The following is a 12,228-nucleotide window of genomic DNA, read 5'->3' as shown; positions in this document are numbered from 1 at the left end:
GATTGTCTGAAATTTAGAAAACAGTATTAAGACAAGAGATATAAAAGGAGAACAGAACATGAACGACTACGTAGACCTTCATACTCATACAATTGCAAGCGGACATGCTTACAGTACTATTGAAGCAATGATAAAGGCGGCAGAGCAGAAAGGAATCCGTCTCTTTGGTATTACAGAGCATGCTCCGAAAATGCCGGGAACCTGCAGCGAGTTATATTTTAATAATCTTCGCGTGCTGGAAAGAAAGCATGGAGAAATGTATACGCTGTTTGGCGCAGAACTTAATATCATGGATATGGAAGGGCATGTGGATCTGCCGGAGCGTACCTTAAAGCAGATGGATTTGTGCGTTGCAAGTATGCATGGTCCGTGTTTTCATCCGGGAACCATAGAAGAAAATACGAAAACTTATCTGAATGTGATGAAAAATCCCTATGTAAACATTATCGGACATCCGGATGATTCTTATTATCCGGTGGATTATCGTGCATTGGTGGAAGGTGCAAAGGAACATCATGTATTGTTAGAGGTCAACAATGGCTCCCTGACACCGGGTGGCTTCCGGCAGAATACGAAGGAAAACAGCTGCAAAATGTTAGAACTTTGCAAGGAATATAAAGTTCCGGTTATCATGGATTCCGATGCGCATGTGGATACTGCAGTTGGGAATCATCAATATCCATTGGAAGTTATTCAGATGGTAGATTTTCCGGAAGAACTGGTGGTCAATACCAATGTGGAACTGGCGAAGAGTTTCTTGAATTATTTTAAATCACCGGAACATCTATAAGGAGTTATCACAGGTGAGAAAAGAATATCAACAGCGGTATTGACAGAAAACAAGAGTTAGCATAAACTAACTCTTGTAAGGAACATTACAATACACACAAAATACTTTGGACGTAAAGGGAGCAGACTTTTGATGCGGGTCTGCTCCTTTTATATGTCATCCATTAAGGGATTGAGATGTGGGAGATAACATTTAGAATCAAAGAATTTTGCAGCAGTCAAAGTACATCTGATTTTCTTTTATGTGAAATGTCAACCGTTCTTAGGGGTCTGTTTTTCTTGATGATAAACTGTCTTTTCGGTTGCTTTGACAGAATATTGGTACTGTCCGTCGAGGACAGATGCCACCTAATGTCTGCAAGGGGCACTGGGAATTTCGATATACTTTTCATTTCATCTGGCAACCGGCACAAATTCACATCCATGTTCAATTGTGCCTCGCTGGTACATCCTTGTACCAGCGTTGCCTGTTGCCAGACGAAATTCCAAGTGCCCCTAACAGCCCTTATCAGGCATCTGCACTTCGACGATCAGTACCAATATTTTGTCAAACATAGAAAAGACGGTTTTTATCGTAAAAAGAAAAACAGACCTCTTAGAACGGTGACGTTTCATCATATGAAAATCAATGCGCTTCGACTGCTGCAAAATTTTTTAATAAATTTATCTCCCACATCGCAATCCCCTAATTCTGCCAGTGAATCTCACCTGCATCAAGAACCGCAAACCGGATCAACTCTGCACTGTCCAGGTTCTCATGATGCATATCGATTCCGTTAATTGAATGATTATCATAGGTCGTATAGTAATAAATTCCCTTATCCGCATTGCAGCAGGAAGTATAGATTGTAATTTCATATTTGTTATCAGCAACTTCACAGCAGCCCCGCTGCTGGTCGACGGAACCTAAGATATGAAAGAACTGGCTGACACTTTCGATTTCTGAACTGCCGGAAATGGAATGCAGTCTGGTGAAAGCAACCCGGATAAAACGGGATTGGGAAGATAAATCGCCCGGCAGACCCAAAGCCCCCATACCGCGGCTGTAAGCCTGTAAGTTGAGTTTGTCGGAAAAATGATTTTCCGGCTGCCTGGATGAGAGCGCTGCATAATTATTTAAAGCAAACATCTGCATTGGAAAAGGTGGATTGTTGGTCAGCACACCGGCAGGATTGTCATAGATATGAAGCCCGTCTGCCATGGATTCCACAACGATGTTTTCGCTTTTATCGGCAATCATCCAGTGAAGCTGTGCTGCCGGAAAATGGCTGGCAAAAACAGTTCCAACGAGATTCATCTGTACTAATTTTTCTTTGGCTTCTGAAACAGAAGCACACTGGCTTAGAATCCATGGAATAAATTCAAATTGTGCAACATTTTCTTTTGTATCAATAATATCAGCATAAGCGGCATTTCCCACAAAGTTAAGCCCTGCCATGCAGACACCTTTTTCATTGCAGGCATCATAATAAAGAGGATAGTCAACACCATTGTCTGGTGCTACATGAGCCATGCCAATCATGGCATAGTGGGAGCTTAAAGTCCCGGCATGACGGAAATGAAACGGATAGTTGCGGGGGGTAATGGTGACTTCATCGCCATAGGAAAATTCATAATCAAGGGTTCTGCCCATGTAGAAGTTCTTTGTTTGATAAGTAGCTGCGGTGCACATAAAATAGCCTCCTTTTATCTTTCTTTTGTATTAGTATTCTGCTGAAAAATCAGATTTATGTAATAGGACTATTATAACGTGGATACAGGTGTAAATCAAATTAAGAAATAATGAGAAAAAATATCGATAAGAAAGGTTCTATTTTCAATAACAGATGTTATAATACAACTGGATTAGAAAGAACTAACATAAAGTAGTAATAACTAAGAAAGGAAGCACATTATGGGAAGATATTATCGGATGTCTAAAAAAGTAACAGAGGATCAGGTAAAAGAAATTCTTCGTGAAACATTAGAATTAGAAGATGTAGAGGAAGCAGAATATGAGGCAGAGACACAGCTTCTTAAAATTGTAACCAAAGATAACCAGTTTGCAGGTGTTATGACCAGAGTGGTAAATATCTGCAGCAGAATCGGCAAAGGAGCAGAATTATCATTTGCAAAATTTGTCATTGAAGGATAGAAAGTGAAGGGATTATTTGAAAACTTGTGAATATTGCGGCGAGATAGATTATCATGAAATTATAGAATGCATTACCTGCGCACTGGATGCAAAGGACCCTTATACGGCGGGGCATTCCCAGCGTGTCAGTGATATGGCTATGAAAGTATGCCAGTTAATTGGCTTAAAAACGGAGAATATACAGCAAATCCATATTGCGGCACATCTCCATGATATTGGAAAAATCGGTGTTCCGGATGCTGTTTTAAATAAAGAAGGAAAGCTTGATGATGAGGAATGGGAGACAATGAAGAAACATCCCTCTATTGGAGCTGAGATTTTGAGTAAATCAAGACATTTAAAAGAACTGAAATATATCGTGCTCTGTCATCATGAACGATTCGATGGAAAGGGCTATCCGCTTGGACTCAAAGGAGAAGAAATTCCGGTTGGGGCAAGAATCATTGCAATCTGCGATTCCATTGATGCCATGACTTCAAACCGGAGTTATCGCAAAGCGCATGATTTTGACTACTGTTATCAGGAAATCAAAAATAATCTCGGCAAAATGTATGACCCGATTATTGGACAATATGTTTTAGACCACTGGGAAGAGATTATTTCCGTAATTAAAATTTCAAGATAGGATTCCGTTGTTGATAAGAATTCTCAATAACAGAAAAGAGTATGGACAATGGGTTTTATTGGCGGTAAGCTAAAAAACAAACAGAAATAGGAGGAATACATATGTTTGATTTTGTAAAAAAATTTAACTGGAAGAAGACCGGAATCTTTGCTGCCGGTGTATTGTTTGGAACAGCCGGAATTAAAATATTAGGTAGCAAGGATGCAAAGAAAGTCTACACAAACTGTACAGCAGCAGCATTACGTGCAAAGGAATGTGTCATGAAGACTGCTTCTAATATCCAGGAGAATGCAGAGGATATTTATGCTGAGGCACAGCAGATTAATGAAGACAGAGCTGCTAAAGCAGCAGAATATACAGATGAATCTGTAGAAGATGCAACAGAAGAAACTGTAGCAGAATAAACATTGGGCATGCGATTTTGCACGCTGTTCACGTAAACTATGAGAATCACCTGCAGAATATGCTGTAGGTGATTCTTTATCTAAGGAAGTATGTAATATGAGATTTGTTATAAAACATGAGATAAAAGGAAGACTTCGTATTCATATCATTCAGGGCGGGATGAGTTTCCGCCAGGCAGATATGATGGAATATTACCTGAGTAACTGCAAATGTGTCACTTCAGTGAAAGTAAATGAACGTTTACAGGATGCAGTAGTCTGTTATGTGGGAAATCGTGAGGAGATGATAGAGACACTGCGTCATTTCTCTTATCAGAAAGTGGATGTGCCAGAGACTTTTTTACAGAATTCCGGCAGGGAGCTGAACCGGACTTACTGGGACAAGCTGGTAAATAAAGTGGTACTCCGTATGGGCAGTAAGATGTTCCTGCCATATCCAATCCGCGCAGGAATTACCATGGTCCGTTCCGTGAAATATTTGTGGGCTGGAGTGTCTGCATTGGCGAAGGGCAGGATAGAGGTTCCGGTGCTGGATGGAACAGCTATTGGAGTCTCTCTGCTTCGCAATGATATCAATACAGCAGGTTCCATTATGTTCTTACTGGGCATTGGAGAAATCTTAGAGGAGTGGACACACAAGAAATCCGTCGATGATCTGGCAAGAAGTATGTCCTTAAATATCAGTAAAGTATGGCTGTGTCAGGATGGACAGGAAATACTGGTATCGGCATCTGAGATTAAAGAAGGCGATGAAGTCTGTATTCATATGGGAAATGTCATTCCGTTTGATGGCGTGGTAACGGAAGGGGATGCGATGGTAAATCAGGCATCCTTAACCGGCGAATCCCTTCCGGTGCATAAGAGTGTAGAAAGTTATGTCTATGCCGGAACCGTATTGGAAGAAGGAGAACTGACCATTCGTGTCAAAGAAGTAAATGGCTCCAGCAAATTTGAAAAAATTGTCACGATGATTGAAGAGTCAGAGAAGTTAAAATCTTCCCTGGAAAGTAAAGCCGAGCATCTGGCAGACCGCCTGGTTCCGTATACATTACTAGGAACAGGAATTACCTGGCTCTTTACCAGAAATGCCACAAAAGCATTAGCAGTTCTTATGGTGGACTTTTCCTGTGCATTAAAACTTGCAATGCCGGTATCTGTATTGTCTGCAATCCGTGAAGCAAGTGTGCACAATATTACCGTAAAAGGTGGCAAATTCTTAGAGGCAATGGCAGAAGCAGATACCATCGTCTTTGACAAAACAGGTACTCTGACCAAAGCACAGCCTACCGTAGTAGATGTGGTTTCTTTTACGGATAAGTCCACGGAAGAGCTTTTACGTATTGCTGCCTGCTTAGAGGAACATTTCCCTCATTCTATGGCAAAAGCAGTTGTAGATGCAGCCCAGGAAAAGAATCTTGTGCATGAAGAACTACATTCTAAGGTGGAATATATTGTAGCCCACGGAATTTCTTCCACCATAGAAGGAAAGAGTGTGGTAATCGGAAGCTATCACTTTGTATTTGAAGATGAAAAATGTGTGGTTCCGGAAGGCTATGAAGAACAGTTTAACAGCCTTCCATCAGAATATTCACACCTTTATATGGCAATTGAGAACCGCCTTGCAGCCGTTATCTGTATTGAAGATCCGCTTCGTGATGAAGCAGCAGCCGTTGTAAATTCCTTAAAGACAGCCGGAATTAAGAAAGTTGTTATGATGACAGGGGATAGTGAACGTACAGCATCCGCCATTGCAGCAAGAGTGGGCGTAGACGAGTATTACTCCGAGGTACTTCCGGAAGATAAGGCAAGTTTTGTAGAGAAAGCCAAAGCAGAAGGACACAAGGTCATTATGATTGGAGATGGTATCAACGATTCACCGGCATTATCTGCGGCAGATATTGGAATAGCCATCAGTGATGGAGCAGAGATTGCAAGAGAAATTGCAGATGTAACTATCGGTGCAGATAATCTTTATGAGATAGTAACCTTAAAGGTGCTGAGTAATGCATTGATGAAACGGATTCATAAGAATTACCGGACAATTGTTGGATTCAATACAGGACTGATTGTGCTTGGCGTGGCAGGAGTCCTGCAGCCAACCGTATCTGCATTACTTCATAATACATCTACCTTGGTAATTACCTTAAAGAGTATGCAGAATCTTCTGGATTAAAAATTTCCAGAAACAGAAATCTTACGGTTCAGGAAAAGAAAAATTTTGAATAGAAAATTGAAAAGAAAATTTTTCGAAAAACGGTTTACTTTCACACTTTAATATGCTAACATTTTTGTATTGAAAAAAGTATAATACGAAAAGGAGAGGCAGAATGAGTAAGAATGTAAGAACGGAAGCAGTGGATCATTTGTTTGATGCAATCTTAAGCCTTGAAAATAAAGAGGAATGTTATAAATTCTTTGAAGATGTCTGTACGGTAAATGAATTACTGGCATTCTCACAGAGATATGAAGTGGCAAAGATGCTGCGTGAGCAGAGAACTTATCTTGATATTGCAGAGAAGACTGGCGCATCAACGGCAACCATCAGTCGTGTGAATCGTTCCCTGAATTATGGATGTGATGGATATGATATGGTATTTGCAAGAACGAATGTAAAACCTTTGGAAGAAGAGAAAAAAGCGGAAAAGAAAAACGAAGAGTAGAAATAAAATTAAAACGATATTTAAATTTTGTACAAAATTACGCAAATGCTAAAGAAAAGCACCGGTTCGAACCGGTGCTTTTTTCCTGGCATATGGCTTTTTATTCGTTCGACTTTTTTCCGGAAGTCTTTTTCTCGGAAACTTTTTTCTCTTCGGAAGCTTTCTTTTCTGCAGCACGCTGCTCATCTTCGGCTTCTTTTTCCATTTCTTTCGTCTCGTCAATCAGCTTTTCAATCAACATACGCTTTACAAATACATCAAAGCTTAACATGCAGATAAAAGAAAAGGTATGAAGAAAATCCTGGTCTTCTTCCGGCGCATCTGCAAAGGTGGTAGAACTGGTGTTAAATTTCTTGGTAATATCTTTCATCAGATTTTTTACTTCATCCCGTTCCAGACTGAACACCTCTTCATAGACAGTTGTCAGATTGAATTCTCCTTCTGCATTGAAGAAACGTTTTGCCAGAGGATTTAAGATACTTTCGATATCATTGATACTTAATATGCTTTTGAAATAATAAATGAAAATCAGCATCAGAATATGTTCTTTGCTGTATTTCTTCTTGACCGGCGGTGGAAGCAGATTGTTTTTCGCATAATTGTTAATCATGGTTTTGGTCAGAATCTTGTCATCAGGATGACGCTTGGAAGCTGCAAGCTGGGTATCCATGAAGGTTGTAATCTGATCCATGTAAAGGTCAATATTTGGAATACTTTCCGGACGGATATAGTCAATCCGCGACAGACTGGATAAAATACTGTTTAATAAATCTTTTGCATCAATTGTCATTTGAATTCACCTCATACCTATTATATAGTATTGAAAACTAGATAACAAGAAGAAAAATGACAGAAAGCATATACAATGACGCTGTGATGTGTAAATGACATTGCGTGATGCAACTACAATAGAATAAACATAAGGGAAAAGAACTCATGAATGCGTTCGACGGACAGTACAAAAAGAAATCTGAAAAGAAATACAGAAAATATGTTCCCATCCCCTAAGGAAGTATGGTATACTGAGCGGAGTGGTATTGAGGAGAGTAAAGGAGCATTATGAGTATATACGATTCATTAAATGAAGAACAGAAAAAAGGTGTATTTACAACAGAAGGACCTGTGCTGCTGCTGGCGGGCGCAGGCAGCGGAAAGACCCGTGTGCTGACCCACCGGGCGGTATATCTGATAGAGGAACTGGGAGTCAATCCCTATCATATCCTTGCGATTACATTTACCAATAAGGCTGCAGGCGAAATGCGGGAGCGTATTGATGACATGGTGGGCTATGGCTCGGAAAATATCTGGGTATCTACCTTTCATTCTACTTGTGTGAGAATTCTGCGCCGTTTTATTGACCATATCGGATTTGGAACCAACTTTACCATATATGATACAGAAGATCAGAAGACCATTATGAAGGATATCTGCAAGCGTCTGGAAATTGATACGAAGATGTATAAGGAAAAAAGTTTGCTTGCGGCCATTTCTTCTGCAAAGGACGAGCTGATTAGTCCGGAAGCATATGCCCTTCGGGCGCAGGGAGATTTCCGGAAAATGAAGGAAGCAGCCGTTTACCGGGAATATCAGCAGGTGTTGCGGAAAAATAATGCACTGGATTTTGATGATTTGATTGTGAAGACCGTAGAGCTTTTCCAGTCAGACATGGAAGTGCTGGATTATTATCAGGAGCGGTTCCGTTATATTATGGTGGACGAGTATCAGGATACCAATACGGCACAGTTCCAGCTGATTAAACTGCTGGCAGGCAAATATAAGAATCTCTGCGTGGTAGGTGATGATGACCAGTCCATTTACAAATTCCGTGGAGCAAACATTTATAATATATTGAATTTTGAAAAAGAATTTCCAAATGCAGTCACCATCAAGCTGGAGCAGAATTACCGTTCCACCCAGAATATTTTAAATGCAGCCAATGGGGTCATTGCAAATAATGTGGGACGAAAGGCAAAACGTCTCTGGACGGAGAATGAGGAAGGCGAAAAAATTGCATTTCATCAGTTTGAAACCGGATTTGATGAAGCAGACTATGTTGCAAAAGATATCCGGAGCAAAGTGCGGGAAGGCCTGTATCATTACGGAGACTGTGCCGTGTTATACCGTACCAATGCCCAGTCCCGGCTTTTCGAGGAACGTTTTATCACAGCCAGCATACCATATAAGATTGTGGGTGGCGTAAACTTCTATTCCAGAAGAGAAATCAAGGATTTACTGGCTTATCTTAAGACCATTGACAATGCCATGGATGATCTGGCAGTACGCCGTATTATCAATGTGCCAAAACGTGGAATTGGAGCAACGACATTAAGCAGGGTGCAGGATTATGCCGATGAAAACGGTCTTACCTTTTATAATGCCTTAAAAATGGCAGAAGAGATTGGCACAATCGGACGGGCATCTGCAAAAATCAGACCGTTTGTAATGCTGATTCAGAGCATGCGGAGCAAGTTACCATATATCAGTGTATCAGAGCTTCTGCAGGAAATTATTGAAGAAACCGGTTATGTCCGTGAGCTGGAAGCAGAAAATACAGAGGAAGCGCAGCAGCGAATGGAAAATATCGATGAGTTGATTTCCAAAGCGGTTACTTATGAGGAAAGCGAAGAAGAGCCGACCTTAAGCGGATTCTTAGAGGAGGTAGCACTGGTTGCGGATATTGACAGTGTGGATGAGACACAGGACTATGTCGTGCTGATGACGTTACATAGTGCAAAAGGTCTTGAATTTCCACAGGTTTATCTGGCAGGAATGGAAGACGGACTGTTTCCGGGATTTGGTGCAATCTGTGCGGAAAATCCAACAGCGGAAATCGAAGAAGAACGTCGTCTTGCCTATGTGGGAATCACAAGAGCCAAGGAGCGGTTGTCCATATCCTGCGCAAGAATGCGTATGATACGAGGAGAAACACAGTATAATAAGGTGTCCCGTTTCGTAAAAGAGATTCCGCGGGAACTTTTGGCGGGAACCATCCAGAAGGAAAAAATGCCGGATATTCCGAAACCAAGCATGCTGGCGAAGAATGCATTTTCGGCAAAGCCGATGGCGCTGCGCAGAACCGGCGTACCGGAGGCAAGGAACTTTGGCAATTCCGCAATGAAAAAGCCGTTGGATTATGCTGTGGGTGATACTGTTTCCCATATGAAATTCGGCACCGGAGTCGTAAAGCAGATTATTGACGGCGGCAGGGATTATGAGGTTACTGTTGATTTTTCCGGTGTAGGTGTGAAGAAGATGTTTGCATCCTTTGCCAAATTGAAAAAGTTATAAAAATTTTATGAATTTGTAATTTTTTCTAGTAGATTAGGGAAACATATGCTATAATGAATTAATAAAAAGAGTTCGAGGTAGCAGGAAAATGAAAAACTGTTGTTGGCATAAAAAGGAGTGGTCAGAAATGGAAAAAATGGAAGAATTAAAGAATTTATTAACCGCAAATGTGAACAAAGTAACAGAATTATTGCATAAAAAGGAGAAAGAGGAAATAATGGAAGAGAAGAAAAAATCAAAAGCTGGTTTAATTTTTGCAATCATTGGTATTGTTGTAGTAGTTGCTGCAGCTGCTTATGGATTATATCGTTTCTTTGCACCAGATTATCTGGAGGATTTTGAAGACGATTTCGATGATGATTTTGAAGATGATTTCTTTGACGAGGATGACGAGGAAGAGAAATAATCATTATCATTTGCATAATTTAACAGGTGAAGATGTAAAGGGCTGTGTGATATCATGCAGCCCTTTTACTGAGTGTGCCGGAAACGCTGCGGATGACATGTGTTTCTGGAAAAGAATTGTTCGTGTGAGGTAAGTATGAAAAAAGGTCAGGTATTACAGGGAACTGTTGCATATGTGGATTTCCCGAATAAGGGAGTCGTAAAAGTAGAAGAAGGAAAGCAGGTAATCGTAAAAAACGTATTACCGGGACAGGAGATTTCCTTTTCTGTAAATAAAGTAAGAAAGGGAAAAGGCGAAGGCCGCTTACTGGAAGTTTTTAAGAAAGCACCTAATGAGCTGCCGGAAGCACCGTGCCCGCATTTTGGAATCTGCGGAGGCTGTACTTATCAGAATCTATCCTATGAAGATCAGATTGCATTAAAAGGACAGCAGGTGAAGAAACTGATGGATGCGGTAGTAGACCCGGAAAACTGCAGCTTTGAGGGCGTAAAAGCAAGTCCGAATGAATTCGGATTCCGTAATAAGATGGAATTTACTTTTGGGGATGAATATAAGGATGGTCCCCTTGCCCTTGGCATGCATAAGCGTGGCAGTTTTTATGATATCGTTTCGGTAACAGACTGCAAAATTGTGGATGAAGATTATCGGAAGATATTAAGCTGTGTGCAGCAGTATTTTGCAGAAAAAAAGATTTCCTATTATCACAGAATGCGGCATACCGGATATCTGCGTCATTTACTGGTGCGTAAAGCGGTAAAGACCAAAGAGATCCTGATTGACCTTGTAACGGCAGGCGCAGAGCATATTCTGGATGGCCTGACAGAAGCAGTATCTTCAGAAAAAGAATTGTTGGCTGGAATGAAAGATGCATTATGTAAACTTGATTTAGACGGCAGCATTGCAGGAATTCTTCATACGAAAAATGACAGTGTAGCAGATGTAGTAAAGGATGAAGGAACAGAGATTTTATATGGAAAAGATTATTTTTACGAAGAATTATTAGGACTTCGTTTTAGAATCACACCATTTTCTTTCTTCCAGACCAACTCTCTTGGAGCAGAGGTGCTTTACCAGACTGCAAGGGACTATATCGGAGATACGCTGACCGAGAAGGCAGACAAGGTGGTATTTGATTTATACAGCGGAACCGGAACCATTGCACAGATGTTAGCACCTGCCGCAAAAAAGGTAGTGGGTGTGGAAATAGTAGAAGAAGCCGTGGAAGCCGCAAAGGAAAATGCGGCATTAAATGGTCTTGAAAACTGCGAATTTTTAGCCGGTGATGTCTTAAAAGTATTGGACGATATTACCGAAAAACCGGATTTTATCGTATTAGATCCTCCACGGGATGGCATCCATCCAAAGGCATTGGAGAAAATTATCCACTATGGCGTAGACCGTATGATTTATATTTCCTGTAAGCCAACCAGTCTTGCAAGAGACTTAGAGGTTTTAACCGCCAGAGGATATCAGGTGGAGAGGATATGCTGCGTGGACATGTTCCCATGGTCCGGAAATATTGAGGCGGTAGTACTGCTTTCCCACAAAAAGCCAGACGGACATATCAACGTAAAAGTTGAGTTTGGCGAGGGTGAGGGAAAAGTTCCACTTGATAATATTGCTAAAAGAGCGGAAAGCTATAAGCCCAAAGAACGAGTGACCTACAAAATGATAAAGGAGTACATAGAAGCTAAATACGGTTTCAAGGTACATACCGCATATATCGCAGAGGTAAAGAGAGATTTAGGCTTGCCAATGTACGATGCTCCTAATGCGGTAGAGGAATTGAAACAGCCGAGGAAGCATCCGACAGCGGAAAAGGTAGAAGCAATCAAAGATGCTTTGAAATATTTTGGGGTTATTTAATAGGTAGCCTGTTTATAGAATATCACATGGATTAGTAAAGCAAATAAATGATGGAA

The 12,228-nt window shown here is 40.8% G+C and carries 11 protein-coding genes; 9 read left to right on the top strand and 2 right to left on the bottom strand.

What is annotated here, in order from left to right; all coding sequences use genetic code 11:
• The first annotated feature begins 58 nt into the window (after positions 1-58).
• Positions 59-790: a phosphatase gene (locus tag DWW33_RS07730; RefSeq protein ID WP_118639204.1), complete on the top strand. Its 732-nt coding sequence runs from the start codon at positions 59-61 to the stop codon at positions 788-790.
• A gap of 684 nt (positions 791-1,474) precedes the next feature.
• On the opposite strand, the gene bsh is transcribed toward DWW33_RS07730, so the two are convergent.
• Positions 1,475-2,461 carry a choloylglycine hydrolase gene (gene bsh / locus DWW33_RS07725; RefSeq protein WP_117841775.1) on the bottom strand — a complete coding sequence of 329 codons (987 nt, stop codon included), beginning with the start codon at positions 2,459-2,461 and terminating at the stop codon, positions 1,475-1,477.
• 222 nt (positions 2,462-2,683) lie between these two features.
• Between bsh and DWW33_RS07720 the strand changes: the two genes are divergently transcribed.
• The 5 genes from DWW33_RS07720 (at position 2,684) to DWW33_RS07700 (ending at position 6,612) form a co-directional block, all read left to right on the top strand.
• A complete protein-coding gene (locus DWW33_RS07720; protein ID WP_117699171.1) occupies positions 2,684-2,923 on the top strand; it encodes a hypothetical protein in 240 nt (79 codons plus the stop codon).
• Positions 2,924-2,939: 16 nt separating this feature from the next.
• Positions 2,940-3,548, top strand: a complete 609-nt coding sequence (locus DWW33_RS07715; protein ID WP_118639203.1) for an HD-GYP domain-containing protein — start codon at positions 2,940-2,942, stop codon at positions 3,546-3,548.
• Between the two features lie 101 nt (positions 3,549-3,649).
• Positions 3,650-3,952, top strand: coding sequence for a DUF6110 family protein (locus DWW33_RS07710; protein WP_022243411.1), 303 nt, complete (start codon positions 3,650-3,652; stop codon positions 3,950-3,952).
• Positions 3,953-4,049: 97 nt separating this feature from the next.
• The gene (locus DWW33_RS07705) at positions 4,050-6,125 is read left to right on the top strand and encodes a heavy metal translocating P-type ATPase (protein WP_118639202.1); all 2,076 of its coding nucleotides are present in this window, start codon (positions 4,050-4,052) and stop codon (positions 6,123-6,125) included.
• A 154-nt stretch (positions 6,126-6,279) separates the two neighbouring features.
• Complete coding sequence (locus DWW33_RS07700; protein WP_117699169.1) at positions 6,280-6,612, top strand: YerC/YecD family TrpR-related protein; 333 nt, start codon at positions 6,280-6,282, stop codon at positions 6,610-6,612.
• A 100-nt stretch (positions 6,613-6,712) separates the two neighbouring features.
• On the opposite strand, the gene DWW33_RS07695 is transcribed toward DWW33_RS07700, so the two are convergent.
• On the bottom strand, positions 6,713-7,402 hold the full coding sequence (locus tag DWW33_RS07695; RefSeq protein ID WP_118087713.1) for a DUF1836 domain-containing protein: 690 nt from the start codon (positions 7,400-7,402) through the stop codon (positions 6,713-6,715).
• A 269-nt stretch (positions 7,403-7,671) separates the two neighbouring features.
• Between DWW33_RS07695 and pcrA the strand changes: the two genes are divergently transcribed.
• The 3 genes from pcrA (at position 7,672) to rlmD (ending at position 12,172) form a co-directional block, all read left to right on the top strand.
• A complete protein-coding gene (pcrA, locus tag DWW33_RS07690; RefSeq protein ID WP_118639201.1) occupies positions 7,672-9,900 on the top strand; it encodes a DNA helicase PcrA in 2,229 nt (742 codons plus the stop codon).
• 127 nt (positions 9,901-10,027) lie between these two features.
• Positions 10,028-10,306, top strand: coding sequence for a hypothetical protein (locus DWW33_RS07685; protein WP_022242638.1), 279 nt, complete (start codon positions 10,028-10,030; stop codon positions 10,304-10,306).
• Between the two features lie 135 nt (positions 10,307-10,441).
• Positions 10,442-12,172 (top strand): 23S rRNA (uracil(1939)-C(5))-methyltransferase RlmD, encoded by a 1,731-nt coding sequence (gene rlmD, locus DWW33_RS07680; protein WP_118087711.1) that lies wholly within the window; start codon positions 10,442-10,444, stop codon positions 12,170-12,172.
• Positions 12,173-12,228 lie beyond the last annotated feature (56 nt).

This window comes from Roseburia sp. AF15-21, from assembly GCF_003479505.1.
GTDB lineage: Bacteria > Bacillota > Clostridia > Lachnospirales > Lachnospiraceae > Roseburia_C > Roseburia_C amylophila.
This window is presented reverse-complemented; position numbering and strand designations above follow the sequence as displayed.

Excerpts from the sequence above, each read along its gene's own strand:
- DWW33_RS07720 (WP_117699171.1), top strand. The coding sequence starts at position 2,684 with ATGGGAAGATATTATCGGATGTCTAAAAAAGTAACAGAGGATCAGGTA.
- DWW33_RS07695 (WP_118087713.1), bottom strand. The coding sequence starts at position 7,402 with ATGACAATTGATGCAAAAGATTTATTAAACAGTATTTTATCCAGTCTG.
- DWW33_RS07700 (WP_117699169.1), top strand. The coding sequence starts at position 6,280 with ATGAGTAAGAATGTAAGAACGGAAGCAGTGGATCATTTGTTTGATGCA.
- DWW33_RS07685 (WP_022242638.1), top strand. The coding sequence starts at position 10,028 with ATGGAAAAAATGGAAGAATTAAAGAATTTATTAACCGCAAATGTGAAC.
- DWW33_RS07730 (WP_118639204.1), top strand. The coding sequence starts at position 59 with ATGAACGACTACGTAGACCTTCATACTCATACAATTGCAAGCGGACAT.
- pcrA (WP_118639201.1), top strand. The coding sequence starts at position 7,672 with ATGAGTATATACGATTCATTAAATGAAGAACAGAAAAAAGGTGTATTT.
- DWW33_RS07705 (WP_118639202.1), top strand. The coding sequence starts at position 4,050 with ATGAGATTTGTTATAAAACATGAGATAAAAGGAAGACTTCGTATTCAT.
- DWW33_RS07710 (WP_022243411.1), top strand. The coding sequence starts at position 3,650 with ATGTTTGATTTTGTAAAAAAATTTAACTGGAAGAAGACCGGAATCTTT.
- bsh (WP_117841775.1), bottom strand. The coding sequence starts at position 2,461 with ATGTGCACCGCAGCTACTTATCAAACAAAGAACTTCTACATGGGCAGA.
- rlmD (WP_118087711.1), top strand. The coding sequence starts at position 10,442 with ATGAAAAAAGGTCAGGTATTACAGGGAACTGTTGCATATGTGGATTTC.